Consider the following 16,949-nt stretch of genomic DNA (forward strand, 5'->3'; position numbering starts at 1 on the left):
AAATTTTAACAAACCGGATAAACAGATAATTTAAATATCAAACAGTTTCAAAAAAGGCATCCATCGTCACTTCGTTATTCACCAGCATATCGCTGTATTGATTTCGGTGTAGGCCATAAGTGCTGACAAAGGTTAGATGGACCGCTTTTTTCGTTTTAGAAACCTCTTTGAAAACTGTGATTTTTGACCTAAGTGAATCTGCGTAAGACTTATTGATAGTAAATGTGTCCAAATGAAATTTGCATTCACATAGATTAATTACATGGTCACGGCGGTCGATCAGTATATCAATTTGGGCTCCTTTGTCTTCTAATATGCCCCTCCAAGCCGCATGCTCCGCTTGAATTCCGCTGATTCCCAAGGCTTTTTTAACTTGCAAAATATGATCTAAACACACTTGTTCAAAGGTAAAACCCTGCCAAGCCCGATGTGTTGGCTGATCGATCAATTGCAGCCAATTGTTGGATTGAGGATGCTGTAGAAAGCGGAAATAAAAAGCAGAAAAGTAATCGGAGAGACGATAAATGGTGTTTTTCTGCTTCCCATCCAAGGAAGAATAGGACGCTATGAATCCGCTTTCCTCCAAATCAATCAGGACTTTGCTCAATGTCCCTCCCGATTGAATTTTCGAATTTTGGATAATTTCATTTCTCGCCATGCCATAGGTTTTGGAGGAAAGTACCTCGACCACTTTTTCATAGATCTCATGACGCTTAAAGAGTGCTCTGTACAGGTTGTGAAATTCCTGTCGAAGCAATCCTCCTTTTTCAAAAAATAAATCCTGAATATTCTGTGCCGCACTCTTCCCTGGTTCGATGGCGTCTAAGTAATATGGAATTCCACCCAAACACATGTATAACTGAATAAGCTGATACCGATCAAGTTCGCAGTTTTTGGATTTTAGCAGCTCCTCTGTTTCTGCCAATGTAAATGGCTCAATTTTCATTTGTGCCGTCACACGGTTATGGAGTCCTCCGGTGCTATTGATTACTTCCTCAAGCATCCAGGACGCAGCCGATCCACATACGATCAGGAAAATATCCTCACGATGAGTGGCCCATGCGTTCCAAAAATGTTCCAATGCAATAATGAAATCAGATCCATGCGTATCCATCCAAGGTAATTCATCGATAAAAATGACCAATTTTTCTTCTGACTTTCTCTCCTCAAAATGTTGCCGAAGTCTTTGGAAAGCCTGAAGCCAGTTTTCTGATGGAGTATCGAATACCAAGTGGGACTGCCGACTTAATTCTGTATCAAAGTTAAAAAGCTGCTGTACGGTGGTAGCATTGGCCATTCCGGTAATGAAAAAGTCAAACTGATAATTGAAATATTTCTTGATCAGGTAAGTCTTACCAATGCGCCTTCGGCCGAAAACTGCGAGGAATTCAGACTTTCTGCTTGTCAGCAATTTCTGAAGTCTTATTCGCTCTCTTTTTCTCCCTATTATAGTCAGATTATCCATAATTTTTTTAATTGCAGCCAAAAATAATAATTAATCATTAAAACTGGCTGTAAAATAAATATTTTTGAGCCAAAATTATAGCAAAATATCAAAAATTGGCTGTAAATAAATTTAATCGCAGCCATAATTGCCTTTTAAAATTCGGTTCTGGCTGTAATTGAATGAATTGTAGCATGTCTAAACACCTCAAAAACCAAAAAAAATCCCGCCGTTTTGATTCAGCGGGATTCTGGAAATTTTGAGGGAAGTTTTAAACTTGCTCTTTTCAATTAAATGAAAACCAATTTAGGAAATTGGACTAAAATTAATGTTCAGGATCTCTTCTGTCTCCCGTCTCCTGTCTTCCAACCTTTTTTCAAATAATTATTCGTTTAACCCCAGAATTGCTCATATCGAGGAAATCTAATTACTTCTTCCAGCTCGCTTTTCCGCCTTTGGCAGAATCAACGGTGATGCTATAATTGGAAGCAGAAGACACGATCCATTTCACTTTCACAGCGCCCATTCCCGGGATATTTTCCACTGCCATTTTTTCAGGTGAGGATTTTTGCTCTTTGAATTTCTTCATGTCTTCATCTTCTACGACAAAGCCTGCAACCACTTTCGCTCCCGTGATAGTAACATAGTCAGGTCGCTCGATTTTGTATTTCAAGTCCTGACTGGCGTGAGTTGGCATCATTCGCTCATTGAAAATGGTCGCCGTGATCGCTTTCAATCCTCCTCCGATATCTTCTTCTTTCACATCCATCACGGATAGTTTTGGAGTGTGATACGCATGGTAGATTGTGAAAGCTGAGTTACGATGTGCATCCTGCTCCAGCAAGAATCCCGGATGTGCACGCCCAAAGTTCTTCTTGAATCCACCGATCTCTACAATGCCAAATTGCGGATGGTTATATTCCTTGAATGGTACAAATGCATCCCCGAAAGTCAACAAGTGATCTACTTTGAGTTGCTCGTCCTGATTGCCTCGACCGGCTTCTTTGTTAAAATAGAGGTAGGAAACCATCAGTTCATTAGTGTAAGTGAAGATCCCTCGATTACCATAGAACCAATCCAATTCGCCTCCGAATACTGAATACAAATCTTTATAAACAGTCAAATAGCGATAGCCAGGGATCATTTCTTCGCCTTTTTTTCCGATCGCATCATAGATTCGGATGTCCTCTCTATTGTAGGTATTCAAGTCTTCCTCAGCTCCAGGTCCACGAAGAATCATCCCTCCTGAATTATGGAAGCTTTGTGCTCCGGCGATGTTTGGATGCTTCATCACGAACTCCATCACGGCACGATTCTCGGGCAGAGTAAACGGATAGCGCATTGCGCCTCGCTGAATGTAATCCGGCTGCCAGTTCCAGCCCCAATCACGGTTTGGATCATAATATCCAACACCATCCTCATTGACTTCTCCGTCCCCATCATTGTCCATGCCTTCTTGCCCCAGCATTTCGTAGGTACCAACCTGATCAGGGCCTACTGCCATCAATTTTCTCGGATCCAGAGGATCTTTGATAAATCGTCCAGTTGGAGATTTGCGGATCATCATGGTAATATGACCATCCCCATCCAGATCATTCATCATATCTTCTCCAGCCACTCCGTCGCCGTCATTATCCAACACGATCATACCTGATCTTGGTGAATTGGCCGTGTTTGGCTCCTTGAAGAAATTATTTCTAGCGTCTGGATTAATTGTTGGCGTGATGTAGAACGTTTTATCCCGAAGCAATTCCTGGATAAACTTCGTATCCACATGCATTTCAGTTAGATACCAAGCAACATAGAGTGAAAACTCGCCCCCCTGAATCTCATTGGAGTGGATATTTCCATCAATCCACATGGCCGGTTTGTCAGTATCTTTTCCTGTAGAAAAGTCAGTGATTGTCAGCGTCAGAATATCTCTCCCTTCGTAGGATTTTCCGATTGATTCAATTTTGGCAAGGTTTGGATGCGCCGCGGCAATTTTTTTCATCCAGTCCCAAAGTCCCTCTGCACTGTAATACCGATTCCAGGCAATTTCTACCTTTGGCTTATGAGGTGATCCGATGGCACGGAAATAATTTTCCTGTTGTGCTGTGACATTGAATGAGCTCAGACATATTGCACTCAAAGCCAAGGCAACGATTAGTTTTGTTGTTTTTAGAGTATACATGGCTTAGAGTTTAATGGTTTGAGTAGCAAATCCAGTGTGAGCAGCACCGGCCTTGATTGTAACATTCCCGGAACCACGGACGATCCAGCTCAGGGTCGATTTCCCAAAGGCATCCATCGAATCCACTAGTTTGATTTTGTCTCCCGAAACAAGCTTGTCAGAAGTTGCATCCATATCTATCCTGATTTTTCTCAGCCAGCGTGATCTTGCCCCCATTTCAGAATGAGTAGGAAGCGGGGAATTATTGAATAAGTCCACGGTAACTCTGATCAATCCATTTCCTAAAGATTCTGTTTTCAGGTTGTGGAATTCCAGCTTGGGTTGCATTTCTGCTAATTTCAAGATAAAAGCAGTATGCTCAGCAGCGATTTCACCCACTTTTTCGAAAGGAGGATTGACCATTACGAATGGCTTGATTCCACCGACTTCAACTTTTTGATTTGGAAAATCAGGATGCTTCACCTCAGTCCAAGGGACGAATGAATCCCAACCCAAGGAGTCTGCCCAAGCCAGATAGTTTGCTTCTGCGTTGGTTTGGCCCTTAAACTCAGGAGTCCAGTAACCCGGAGTACTGAAGCTCAATCTTGCAAAGTGGAAATAGGCCCACTGAAAGAAATCACCGTCAGTTCCCTGATTGGTTTGCTGAAAAGCTTTTTGGCTTACAGTCTCATTATAGATACCGGAAACCATGGCGTTTATCGCCTGATCTTTTTCCAAAATGGAAGTAACAACTCGCTTTTTGGCATCGCCGGCATTGTATTTCAGCGGAGTGCTGAGATTATTTGCAGGAGAGAAAGTTACAAAAGCGAAGATGTTCCATTGCTCAAAGAGATAGTCAAGCAATGCTCTGCTCTCCTTTTGAGAAACTGCAATATCTCCTGCCAAAGGCTCAAATACCGGAAATTTGTATGTCAATGATCTATTGAAGGCGATTCCTTCTTTCAGATCCTCAGCAAATTTCCCGTCCTTATCATCGTCTTTGCTTTCTTTGTAAACTCGGTATTTTCCGGATTCTCCCTTTGAGCGATCCGCTTTTACCAGCACACGTTCATCGTCTTTGGATACCATCCAGTCCCCCATCTGATCTTCTACTCGCATCCACGTGATCATTCCATCCCCATTGAGATCTGAGTATCCACTTTCGCCCATCTTACCATCCCGATCGTGATCCATGGGAACGGCATTTCCTCTTCGCTCATACTTTAGCGCTGCATGATACTGCTCATAAGCATCCGGAGACATGTTTGGAAAAATGTAAAAGGTCGTTTTTTCCAGCACTTCACTGTTTTCAGATACTAACTTTTCAGCAAACTGAAGCGCGAGCTCCACGCTGAGTACGTGAAAGCCTTCGACTCCTCCGACCACTGCAATTGCCGGTTTTTCATCTTTTTTGCCTGTTCCGACTTTGAGGACATAGATATCTTTGCCTCCGTCGGTTTTTGTGAGTGATTTTAACTCCACAGAAGCATTGCTTCCGAGTTTTTGGAGTCTTTGGGTGACCTGACTGAGTGTGGGGTAGTCTGACTGAGCGAAGGTGTCGCCGCATATCAAGCTCCCCAGCAACAGACCGGTGAGTAATAATTTTCTCATAGGGAAATTAGTTTCGGGTTATTTCTGAATACAAGAATCAATAATTCAATGGAAGTTTAGGCAAAAATGGCAACAAATCAGGCAGGGATTTTTCAGAAAAAAGAAATCAGCCTCAAGCGGATATGGCCAAGGATAAGTGGCGCATGTTCAAATAATGGTTTGTGTTGTGATTAAAATTGTCTTATTTCATCAGAATATAATTGTTCTTTAATTGTCAATTGGAATCATGCATGGCTTCCAACCATTCCTTTGGTGCATGCCTATCTGCCTAAAGCAAGCTCGATTTCAGAAAAACTAATCAAACTACTATGTACTCTAAAGTTGCGCTCGCCATTGCATTTTCCCCAAGGATGGAGGCTCTTATTGCTGAAGCACGTAGACTTATTGGAATATTTCAGGGAGAGCTAGTGCTCATTCATGTGGGGGTAAAGACACCTGAATTGGAATCCAAACTCGCTGAAATCCTCGAGCGGCATTGTTCAGATCTAGAAAGAATTAAAACTATCTGGAAAGAGGGGAAGCCTGCAAAAATAATTTTAAAAACCTGCGAGGAAGAGAACGTAAACTTGTTGGTATTAGGGGCACTTAAAAAAGAAGGACTATTTACCTACTATCTCGGTTCCATAGCAAGAAAAGTGATCCGAAAATCGCCCTGTTCTGTGTTGACTTTGATAGATCCTAAAATTGAAACCACCCGTTTTTCCAAAGTTGTCATTAATGGAACCCAACTAGAAGTCACTCCTACAGTAATAGAAAAAGGATTGAAATTCTGTCAAGTGGAAGAGGCATCCCAAATTCATATTTTGAATGAAATTAAGCTCTATGGGCTTCAAATGGCAACAGCAGGGGAAGGCTCTGAAGATGAAGTCTCTACTACCCGGAAAAAATTAGTCCAGGAAGAAATTAAATATGTACAGGATATTTTGGATGGATTAGATCAAAGTGGGCTCAAGATTAACATCAAAGTAACTGCTGGAAAATGGGCGGTTGAACTTGCTCGATACTGCGAATCAATCAATGCTGATCTGTTGATCATGGGAAATGAAAATGGTCATAGTTTTATTGATCGCATATTCCCACATGATTTGGAAGAAATCCTTTCTGAGCTTCCCTGCAATCTTTTAATTGTAAAGTAGGAAATGGAAAGCTTAGCACATAAAGAAGTTATCAACCTACTTCTGCAACTAGCCGCCATGCTGCTTTCTGCACGAATTTTTGCGGAAATAGCCCAGAAATTTAAACAACCTGCCGTAGTAGGGGAAATTATAGCAGGGATCGTCCTTGGTCCTACGATCTTGGGAATGATCACCCCCGATTTTTTCGAATATTTATTCCAAAGTAATCCCTCGGCAAATTTGGCGCTTGATGGGATCGTGCAAATGGCAGTGATCCTTTTGCTATTCATTGCTGGTCTGGAAGTGGAACTTCACTTGGTGTTTTCTCAGGGAAAATCAGCACTTAACATCAGTTTACTCGGGCTTTTTGTTCCGTTTGTTTTGGGTTTTGTCATTCCTTATTTCTTCCCTTCCTTTTTTGGACTGGCAGAGGGGACCAAGCTATTGTTCTCCCTCTTTATGGGTACGGCAATGTCAATTACAGCTTTGCCCGTGGTCGTACGGATATTGATGGACATGGACCTGTTCAAGACAAAAATGGGGATGGTCATCGTGGCAGGAGCGATGGTCAATGATATTATTGGTTGGTTGATTTTCTCCGTGATTTTATCTTTTATGGGAAAAAGCGGAAACCTCTCCCTAATGAGCACAATTGGAATCACCCTGCTTTTCACCATATTCATGCTGACTTTAGGCAAAGGACTATTGAATCGAGTTCTTCCTTGGATCAATAAAAAATTAGCCTGGCCAGGTGGTTTGTTATCCCTTTCCATTTCTTTTTGCTTTCTTTTGGCTGCATTCACTGAATGGCTCGGTATTCATGCGATTTTTGGAGCATTCCTTTTTGGTGTTGCTCTTGGCGATTCGGATCACCTTTCGGAGAAAGCCAAAGAAATCATCCATCAGTTTATCAACAATATTTTTGCCCCGCTTTTCTTTGTCTCCATTGGTTTGAAAATCAACTTCTTCACCAACTTCGATATCTGGCTGGTTCTGGTAATCATCATCATTTCCTTTGCCGGTAAAATCGTGGGAAGCGGATATGGTGCTTTAAGATCAGGCTATCCAATGAGAGAAGCTATGGCTGTTGGTTTTGGGATGAATGCCCGAGGTGCAATGGAAATTATTCTGGGCTTGATAGCTTTGGAAAATGGGCTGATCGATGAAAAGCTTTTTGTTGCTTTAGTCGTGATGGCACTCGTCACCTCGATGACTTCCGGTCCATTGATGAAATGGGCTCTTCGAAAAAAGGGCGCAACTTAAAGATCTAAACCGCCAGAATAGGCGGTTTTTTCTTGATTTGATTATTGGACTTAGAAAACTTCAATCATCAATAATCAAACAAAGGGGCTAATTTTACGCTTCTCAATGCAAAAAACACCTGATTAATGTTGAAAAATGCAGCTAAAGTTGGCGTCCTTCTAGTCAACTTAGGAACTCCGGATAGCACCAAAACGGGAGATGTGAGGAAGTACCTTCGGGAATTTTTGATGGACGGACGGGTGATAGATTTCCCTTTTATTCCTCGCTGGATGCTTGTCAATCTGATCATTGCACCTTTTCGAGCACCAAAGTCGGCAGGTGAATACCGTAAACTATGGACTGACCGCGGTTCACCTTTGCTTTTTCACACCCAAGATCTCAAAGAAAAGCTGATCAAGAAGCTGGACCCTGAGAAATACCTCGTTGCTATGGCCATGCGCTATCAGAATCCCAGTATTGAAAAGGGCCTGGCAGAACTGATGAAAGCAAAAGTCAAAAAAATCATTGTGCTTCCACTCTTCCCTCAATACGCTTCTGCTACAAATGGCTCTGTCATCGATCGAGTCATGGAAATCGCCCGAACTTGGCAGATTATTCCGGAGATCACCTTTGTGAGTAATTACATCGATCACCCACTTTTTCTAGAGGCTTGGACGGAGCTCGGCAAAGAAGCGATGAAGAAGCATGACTATGATAAATTTCTATTCTCCTATCATGGACTTCCTGAACGGCAAATTCGAAAGGGAAGTGTCGAAAGCTACTGTCAGCTTGGCGCCTGCTGTAATAAATATGGTCTAAAAAATCAATTCTGCTATCGAGCGCAGTGTTTTCAGACCACTCGATTAGTTGCTGCGAAGCTTGGTTTACCGGAAGATAAGGTAATGACCTGCTTCCAATCCAGGCTTGGCAAAGATCCTTGGATTAAGCCCTACACTGAAGATACGATCAAAGAATTGGCACAGGAAGGAGTAAAAAAAGTACTCGTTTTCTCGCCGGCATTCGTAGCTGATTGCCTAGAGACGACAGTGGAAGTGGGCGAAGAATACAAAGAACAATTCGAAGAATTGGGTGGAGAGCATTGGGATTTGGTTCCCAGCTTAAATTCAAACGATACCTGGGTGGAATGTGTGAAGGATTTGGTGGAGAGTAGAAGTTAACTTGAAATGAGGTTAGCTCCTATTTATAAAAGTTGTCGGCATGATAATTTTGATTTAAGATATACGATATACGACATTGCGTCTAATTCAAACATCAATTTTAGCTGGAATCCTAGAAGATTTGGAATGGTTTCCAGGCCTAAGGTTAATTGCGATCTACGAATTACGATTTACGAGGGATTATTGAACTTTTGAGGCCAAATCCTAAGCTTTAACTTTTTAAAATAAGAGAATGATGTTAGAAAAAATGGCGTAAATCAAAAATCGTAATTCGTAAATGCGATTGCGGTTCGAAAAAATGCCGTAAATCGTAAATCAAAAATCGTAATTCTTTAATGTCTGCTTTTCCGAAAGCAGGATCATGCGGTTTTGGTTTTACAAAGATTATCTGGGCACTTATCGGCGGCTGCTAAAAAATTAATTTCCAACTATGAAGCTTCTGGAGAAGCAGCATAACTTTGGCGACGTAAATCGTAAACCAAAAATCGTAATTCTTTAATGTCCAAATCCAATAGCCAAGGATTTTTAATTCTTGGAATCATCCTGATTTCGATCAACCTGAGGACTTCCATCGCTTCCGTTGGTCCGCTCATTCCTTTTATTCGGGAAGATCTGGAGATTTCAAATGGGCTTGCAGGATTCCTCACCACACTTTCACTCTTGACTTTTGCGGTGTTTTCTCTTTTTGCACCAAGCATCGGAAAAAGACTTGGGCATGGAAAAGCGATCTTTCTGGGAATTCTGCTCTTGGCCATCGGTGTAGTGGTGAGGGTTTTGGGAGGGATCGAACTCCTTTATTTGGGAACTGCCCTGACTGGTATTGGAATCGTGATTGCGAATGTTTTGATGATCCCTTTCTTCAAAGCAAGATTACCAACCAAAATCGGATTGATGACTGCTATTCTATCCACAGGAATGTCACTTTTCGCAGCAGTGGCATCGGGTATCAGTGTGCCACTTGCGGTCGATTTGGGACTGGGATGGAGAGGTTCGCTGGCTTCTTGGGTGGTTTTGATGGCCTTAGCTCTGGTCGTGTGGATTCCTCAGATGAGCAGTCGGAATGTCGGTCATCAGGGCGATTTGCTCGCGGCAAAAACCGTCTGGAAATCTAAATTAGCCTGGCAAATCACGCTCTTTATGGGTGCCCAGTCGGTGATGTATTTTACCATGGTGACTTGGCTTCCTGATATGCTGATAGCTAGAGGAATGAGTCCTGTCAAAGCTGGAATTGCCTTGTCTTATATGCAGCTGATTTCGCTGATCGGGACGTTCTTTGTGCCGAATATCTTGATCAAGCTGAAGGAGCAATCCAATGTCATTCTGATCGTTGGCATCGCATATCTCGTCGGCTATAGCGCACTATTTATCCATAATGAAGGGATTGCTTTTGCTGCTTTGACCGTCATAGGAATAGGCAGTGGGGCAAGTTTGAGTATTGCCTATACGCTGATCTCTCTTAGAACTGCGGAGGATTTGACCACCGCAAAACTTTCCGGAATGGTCCAATCCGCTGGATATATTTTGGCGGCTTTGGGGCCATTGATTTTTGGTATCTCACTGGATTTGTTTGACAACTGGAATTTTCTGATCTGGTTTCTTTTGCTGATGACAGTCCAGTTTATCGTTTTTGGATTGCCTGCGGGGAGGAATCGAAAGATCTGATCAAGCCCATTTCAGTTTTTTTCACATTCCAAGCCAAAGAAAAGCGGTACTTTTGCGCAAGAATTTACCCTATTATGCAAGACCTGCTTCATTCCTTCGGTATCTCCGAAAACCTGCTCAATTACGTTCTGATGCCTCTTTTGATCTTTGTAGCGCGAATTGGAGATGTGTCGATCAATACCCTTCGAATCATGTTTATGATGAATGGGAAGAAGAATATCGTGCCAATTCTGGGCTTTTTTGAAGCAATGATTTGGTTGCTTGCTATTGGGCAGATTTTTCAAAATGTCGATAATCCCCTCTCTTACATTGCCTATGCGGGTGGGTTTGCCACAGGTACCTATGTGGGAATGACGCTCGAAGAAAAGTTGGCAATTGGGAGAGTTCTGGTTCGTGTGATTACACCCGAACCACTTCCGGAATTGCTGGAATTCATGAAAAATAGAAATTACAGATTTACGAATGTTGGTGGAGAGGGCCGTTTTGGAAAAGTAAATCTCCTTTTCACTGTCATGAAGCGAGATATACTTCAAGAATTCATTTCTAAGGTAAAAGAAGTGGATGAAAAAGCATTCTATACGATAGAGAGTGTCAAGCGAGTCTCTGAAGATGAACTCAATCCAATGGAAGACCGAGGGAGATTTCGTAGTAAATTCTTTAGTAAAGCCCGAAATTGATGGGGAATTCCTGGTTTCAATTTCAGCAATTCCGGGTATACCAAGATCGCTGTGCAATGAAGATAAGCACTGACGCAGTAATGCTTGGGGCTTTAATAAATGCTGAAAATCCGACACATATTCTAGACATCGGGACAGGTACCGGAGTGATTGCCTTAATGCTGGCACAACGGTTTCCTAAGGCTAAAGTCACAGCCATCGAAATTGATGAAGATGCTGCCAGCCAAGCTGATGAAAACTTCAGGGAGAGTCAATTTGCTTCAAGACTTCTACTGATTCATGGGAAGCTTCAAGATTTCCCTGAATCTGAAAAATATGATCTGATAGTCAGTAACCCCCCGTTTTTCCCCGACCATCTAAAGTCTCAAGACCCGAAAAGAAATAAAGCGCTTCATACAGATGAATTGTCTTTCGAAGAGCTAATCAAAAAATGCAGAGAGTTATTAGCAGAATCAGGGGCTTTTTGGGTTATTCTTCCACCCCGACAAATGAAATTTGTAGAAGTCATTGCCGAAAAATCGGGATTATGCCTCCGTCAGACTATTGGAATTAGAGATTCTGAAAAAAAGCCCATCCATAGAGAAGTTTGTGAGTTTACTTTTGGAAAGGGGGCTAAAAATGAAATCCAAATAGCATTGAAAGATGAAAATTTCGATTATTCGGGTTCATATAAGAACCTTCTTTCAGGGTTTTTGATAGGATATTGACCAATTGCCTGATCTGTCACAGAGATTTTTAATAAAAAATCAGTTCATTTTTTTTACCCAATTGAATTCCACTTGCTTTTTTATATTTTTGACCGAAACTGTTATTCTATTTTCATGCGAAGTTTATTGTCACTGGGCGTATTTTTATTACTAATGGCCTTATGGTCCTGTACCCAGGAAGAAGAAGGTACTACAGTGGTCGCCACCGAAGAAGTTATTTTTTTAAGCGGGGATAAGGTTCGTGTTTTAGGAAGACTGATCACCAACCAGCCTATTTCGGCCTCAGATCACGGATTTCAAATTTCCACAAGCGAAAATTTCAGCGCCCCTATCATTATTTCTTTGGGAGGGAAAGAAGGGCCGGGAAGGTTCATAGGGGAAACTGAAGGTCTCAAAATAAATCAACCCTATTTCCTTAGGGCATTTGCTACGGTGGGAGGTACAGATTTGGTTGGCGATGCCATCACAATCAAAACGCTCAACCCAATTTTCGAAACTTATAGCCCAACCTTTGCTAATGTTGGCCAGGAAATTTTAATTACAGGCAGGAACTTCCCTGTAGGGACTCGAGTGTTTTTTGGAACTCAGGAAGCAACGGTTTTACAAAATTCATTTGAATCCCGCTTGAGAGTCCGAATACCGGAACCCAAGGGGGAGCCAATTGTGAAAATTAGGGTGCAAATTCAAGATACGGTATTTGAATTCCCCCAGTCCTTTGAATACCAATCAGGAAAATACACCCTACTTGGACAGTTTCCAGGAGGGCTAAGAATCTACGATAATGTATTTTTTCAAAACCAATCAGGTTTTCATGTAGGTTTGGGCGCATTAAGACTCGGGGCAGGATATTACCAAGGATTTCAGCGGTATGATCCAAATACCAACACTTGGGCACAAGTAGATTTTCCGGGAGAAGGTAGGGAAGGAGCATTTGCAACTTCTAATTTCCTAGGAGGTGGGGCTGTTGAGGTAACACGCGATGTTTTTGAGTATAAGAGGGACTTTTGGCAAATTGAGGGGAGCACCTTCAGTAGGCTGCCCGACTTGCCGACAATCAGCTTTAATTCATTGGCATTTGAAGTAAATGGTTTGCTATTTCTTGCCGGAGGTACTGGAATAGGTGCACGAGAGGTCAGCGCATACAATCCATCCACTCAATCTTGGGCTTCCAGAGGCTCTGCACCAATCAATCTCACCAATAATCTTGCTTGGTTTGTTTTTCAAAACAAGGCTTACTTTGTGGCAGCCGACAATAGAATCTGGGAATTCGATCCTAACAAAGACGAATGGAAAATTTTTATCCCTTATCCCGGATCATTAGGAGAAGGCTATGGAATGGCTCAAGTAATAAATAATAAAGTTTACGTCGGTTTATACAGACGTGTTGAGCAACTATGGGAACTTGACATGACTACCCGCACCTGGAAGGCAAAGAATTTTATTCCGGGCTTTCCACAAAGTATCAATTCTGCCCATTTTACCTTCAATGGCCAGATCTACATTCTCCGTGCACCAGAAGAACCCATAGCTGGAACACTACCTATGGAATTTTACAGATTTGATCCCAATGGAATTTAATTCTAAGCCTATGAAAAAATTTTTACTCTTGTCTCTTTTTTTGATAGGTCAGGCAGCTTGGTCACAGACTACGGCTCCCTCCAAGCGAGAAGTCGTTGGCAGAGATATTGGCCAACTGAAAGGGATCAAAGTTTCGGGACGGATTATAGATGCGATCACCGGTGATGCTTTAGTTGGTGCCACAGTGACAGTGCCCGAACTGGACATCACGAAAATCACGGATAACAACGGTAGTTTTGAACTTACGCTAGACAGAGCTGAATACACGATTCAATTCAGGTATGTGGGTTACGAAACCATCGATTATCCTATCACAGCGGTAGGTGACGGCAGAATGTCCATTCGGATGATTCAGGAAGATTTTCAGTTGGATGATGTGGTGATTTTCGGGAGAGACCCTGAAAAAAACATCCGATCCACCGATATGGGAGCGATTACCTTGAATATGAATACGATTCGGGAGCTGCCTCCATTTCTGGGAGAAATAGACATAGTACGATCTTTAGCCACACTTCCGGGTGTAAGTCAAGTGGGTGAAGCATCCTCAGGACTCAATGTCCGAGGTGGAGGGGTGGACCAAAACCTCATCCAATTTGCAGGAGCACCGATTTACAATCCTTCTCACATGTTTGGTTTGTTCACAGCCTTCAATGCCGATGTGGTCAATGACGTCACCCTATACAAAGCGGTAGTGCCTGCAAGATATGGGGGAAGAAGTTCAGCGATATTAGATATTCTGCCTAAAGTTGGCAGTGTGAATAAATGGGGCGGGGACTTGATGCTAAGTAATTATTCAGGGAAACTCTCCCTAAATGGGCCTCTGATAAAGGATAAAGTGTCCATTTTAGGTGGATTCAGAATCTCCTATATCAATTGGTTTCTCAATTCACTGAGTAATCCAACGGTGAATAGTTCCCAGGCCAATTTTTATGATGGTAATTTGATCATCAGTGCTCCAATTTCCGAAAACAATGAGTTTACCTATAGCTATTATACCAGCTATGATGATTTTGCTTTTGCTTCGGATACGACAATTTCCTGGAACAATACCGCACATTCTCTTCAGTGGAAAAGTAGGCTAAGCTCCAAATTAAGCCTTGAAGCGCTGGGGTATTATTCTATTTACGATTATGGAATTTTCAACCAAAGCGGGCTCAATGATTTTGAAATCAATTCCGGTATACAGGATTTAGGCGGAAAATTATTTCTTGGTTATAATTTCAGCGAGAACAACAAAGTCATTTTCGGGGGAGAATTTAAGCAAGTTAAAATCCAACCCGGTGAGCTCACACCCACAGGAGTGCAGCAAGAGATTCTGCCTCAGAAAGTTCAGGATGAACTTGGCCAAGAGGCCGCCATTCACTTTCAACACGAGTTTGAGTTGGGAGAAAAATTCGGTTTTTCCTATGGTCTCCGCTATGACACCTACCGATACCTCGGCCCTCGTGTAGTCCGACAATACAGGGAAAATAAACCCATCTCCGATGGAAGTGCAATCAGTGAGACCAATTACGGGGATGGGGAAACCATCCAAACTTATGACGGACTCGGACCAAGGGCATCTTTTCGCTACTCATTAAATAAAGCGAGCTCGATCAAAGTCGGTTACAATAAAATGTACCAGTTTATCCATTTAATATCCAACACGGCGACAATTGCTCCGACGGATGTCTGGAAGTTGAGTGATAACTTCCTGAAACCACAGATTGCAGATCAGTATTCGCTCGGATTTTACAATAATTTCAAAGGAAATATCTTCGAAACATCTATTGAAGTTTACTACAAAGACCTCCAAAATGTGGTAGAATATAAGGATGGGGCGACTTTGATCATGCAAAACCACTTGGAAACTGAGCTCATTCCAGCAGAAGGAAAGGCATACGGTGTGGAGTTGTATGTGAAAAAGAATCTGGGAAGATTGACTGGCTGGATTTCTTACACTTACTCCCGATCACTTCGAAGAGTAATTACTGCCTTCGAAGAGGAAAACATCAATAACGGCGAGTGGTATGCATCTAACTTTGACAAGCCACATGATCTAACACTGATAGGAAATTATAAGGTAAGTACCAACACCTCTTTTTCTGCCACTTTCGCTTATAGCACAGGGCGTCCGGTGACTTTCCCAGAGGCGAAATTTGATTATTCAGGAATAAATCTGGCCTACTTTGATTCGAGAAATCAGCAAAGAATCCCGGATTTTCATCGCTTGGATCTTGCAGTAAATTTTAAATTAAAAGGGAAAGGTCGATTCTTCGATGGGGATTGGACCTTTTCTGTCTTGAATGTCTATGGAAGAAAGAATCCTTTCTCCATCTTCTTTGATGATGCCGAAGGTGCTCCACCTCAAGCACTTCGTTTGGCAATCTTAGGTGTGCCACTTCCAAGCTTGAGTTATGCAATTAAATTTTAATAGGATGCTAAAGAGACTGTTTTATATCATCCTTCTTTTGATGACGGCATGTATTGATCCATACAAAGTGGAGGTGCCGGAGGGTCAGCAATTGTTGACAGTGGAAGGACTTATTCATTCCGGTCCTGGACCACATGCAATTACCCTCAGCAGAAGTGCTACTTATGGAAGTATGTTTGAAGGGTTAATCCGGCCGATCACCGGTGCCACTGTAGTGGTTCGTGACAACGAAGGACGGATTACTTTTTTGACAGAAGGAGTAGACTCAAGGGGAAGTTATTTCACGCCGGCTGGTTTTAGGGCCGAAATTGGGAAGTCGTATACTTTACAAATTCAGACTGTAGAGGGAAAAGTTTATACTTCCTTGCCCGAACGTGTAGAATCTGTTCCGAGGATTGAAAATATCGAGGTAAAAACAGTCACCATCCCTGTTGAAGGTGAAACTAACCCAAGGTCTGGAGTACAGTTAATAAGTGAAATCAAAGATCCAGCCGATCAAAATAACTTTTACTTCTGGAGGCTCGGAACAAGTGTCCATGTCCTGGAGACAAGTCCTGAACTCTTTTTCATCAGAGAGACCAGAACTCTGGCACCAAAAGATTGCTGTGCCATTTGCTACAAGACAGAGGTAACAGGAAATCAAAGTCTATTTATTGCTCAGGATGATAATTTCAATGGCCTTACAACACGTATTCCTGCTGCATTTATAGAAGACAATGGGCTTCGATTTGTAAATAGGTTCAGAACTGACCTAAAGCAATATGCAATTTCTCAAGATGCCTATCGGTTTCTTCGTCTTGTCAAGCAGCAGGCAGATATCAGCGGATCTATCTTTGACCCACCTCCTGCTACTATCCGGGGAAATATGATCAGTTTGGATGATCCGGACGAAGTCGTTTTGGGGTATTTCATGGCAGCAGGTGAATCTTCAAGGAGGATCTATATCAATAAATCCGACCTGAATTTCAGGCAAGTGCCGGGAGTAATACCCGATGATTGCCGAACTGTCTTTGGTGCTAGAATTGATCCGCCATTCGATTGGAATTTTTGATTTGATTTAAATTCCCATCATTGTCATTCTGGGTAAAAGTTAATATGGATATACGCAATTCTGCCAGTAGCCAAATTCTATTTAGTTTCACCTCGGCTTCGCTCGGTGTCCGTTAGTTT

The 16,949-nt window shown here is 42.2% G+C and carries 12 protein-coding genes; 9 read left to right on the plus strand and 3 right to left on the minus strand.

Features of this window, described 5'->3' with window-relative positions:
- Positions 1-37 precede the first annotated feature (37 nt).
- The 3 genes from ACK4HU_RS13080 to ACK4HU_RS13090 all read right to left on the minus strand — a co-directional run bounded on the left by ACK4HU_RS13080 (position 38) and on the right by ACK4HU_RS13090 (position 5,207).
- The gene (locus tag ACK4HU_RS13080) at positions 38-1,465 is read right to left on the minus strand and encodes an AAA family ATPase (protein ID WP_409807423.1); all 1,428 of its coding nucleotides are present in this window, start codon (positions 1,463-1,465) and stop codon (positions 38-40) included.
- A gap of 406 nt (positions 1,466-1,871) precedes the next feature.
- Entirely contained in the window at positions 1,872-3,617 is a 1,746-nt protein-coding gene (locus ACK4HU_RS13085) for a M14 family metallopeptidase (protein WP_409807424.1), read from the minus strand.
- A 3-nt stretch (positions 3,618-3,620) separates the two neighbouring features.
- A complete protein-coding gene (locus ACK4HU_RS13090) occupies positions 3,621-5,207 on the minus strand; it encodes a M14 family metallopeptidase (protein WP_409807426.1) in 1,587 nt (528 codons plus the stop codon).
- A gap of 308 nt (positions 5,208-5,515) precedes the next feature.
- On the opposite strand from ACK4HU_RS13090, the gene ACK4HU_RS13095 reads away from it, so the two are divergent.
- The 9 genes from ACK4HU_RS13095 (at position 5,516) to ACK4HU_RS13135 (ending at position 16,830) form a co-directional block, all read left to right on the plus strand.
- Positions 5,516-6,343: a universal stress protein gene (locus tag ACK4HU_RS13095; protein ID WP_409807428.1), complete on the plus strand. Its 828-nt coding sequence runs from the start codon at positions 5,516-5,518 to the stop codon at positions 6,341-6,343.
- A gap of 3 nt (positions 6,344-6,346) precedes the next feature.
- Entirely contained in the window at positions 6,347-7,585 is a 1,239-nt protein-coding gene (locus tag ACK4HU_RS13100) for a cation:proton antiporter (RefSeq protein WP_409807430.1), read from the plus strand.
- 125 nt (positions 7,586-7,710) lie between these two features.
- Positions 7,711-8,742, plus strand: coding sequence for a ferrochelatase (gene hemH / locus ACK4HU_RS13105; protein WP_409807432.1), 1,032 nt, complete (start codon positions 7,711-7,713; stop codon positions 8,740-8,742).
- A gap of 498 nt (positions 8,743-9,240) precedes the next feature.
- Complete coding sequence (locus tag ACK4HU_RS13110; protein WP_409807434.1) at positions 9,241-10,404, plus strand: CynX/NimT family MFS transporter; 1,164 nt, start codon at positions 9,241-9,243, stop codon at positions 10,402-10,404.
- A gap of 74 nt (positions 10,405-10,478) precedes the next feature.
- Entirely contained in the window at positions 10,479-11,081 is a 603-nt protein-coding gene (locus ACK4HU_RS13115) for a DUF2179 domain-containing protein (RefSeq protein ID WP_409807436.1), read from the plus strand.
- Positions 11,081-11,788 (plus strand): tRNA1(Val) (adenine(37)-N6)-methyltransferase, encoded by a 708-nt coding sequence (locus tag ACK4HU_RS13120; RefSeq protein WP_409807438.1) that lies wholly within the window; start codon positions 11,081-11,083, stop codon positions 11,786-11,788. The genes ACK4HU_RS13115 and ACK4HU_RS13120 overlap by 1 nt, the downstream gene beginning before the upstream one ends.
- A gap of 114 nt (positions 11,789-11,902) precedes the next feature.
- Positions 11,903-13,366, plus strand: a complete 1,464-nt coding sequence (locus ACK4HU_RS13125) for an IPT/TIG domain-containing protein (RefSeq protein ID WP_409807439.1) — start codon at positions 11,903-11,905, stop codon at positions 13,364-13,366.
- Between the two features lie 10 nt (positions 13,367-13,376).
- Complete coding sequence (locus ACK4HU_RS13130; protein ID WP_409807441.1) at positions 13,377-15,779, plus strand: TonB-dependent receptor; 2,403 nt, start codon at positions 13,377-13,379, stop codon at positions 15,777-15,779.
- Positions 15,780-15,783: 4 nt separating this feature from the next.
- Positions 15,784-16,830 (plus strand): DUF4249 domain-containing protein, encoded by a 1,047-nt coding sequence (locus ACK4HU_RS13135; RefSeq protein WP_409807443.1) that lies wholly within the window; start codon positions 15,784-15,786, stop codon positions 16,828-16,830.
- Positions 16,831-16,949: the final 119 nt, after the last annotated feature.

It is taken from the genome of Algoriphagus sp. (assembly GCF_046296635.1).
Lineage (GTDB): Bacteria > Bacteroidota > Bacteroidia > Cytophagales > Cyclobacteriaceae > Algoriphagus.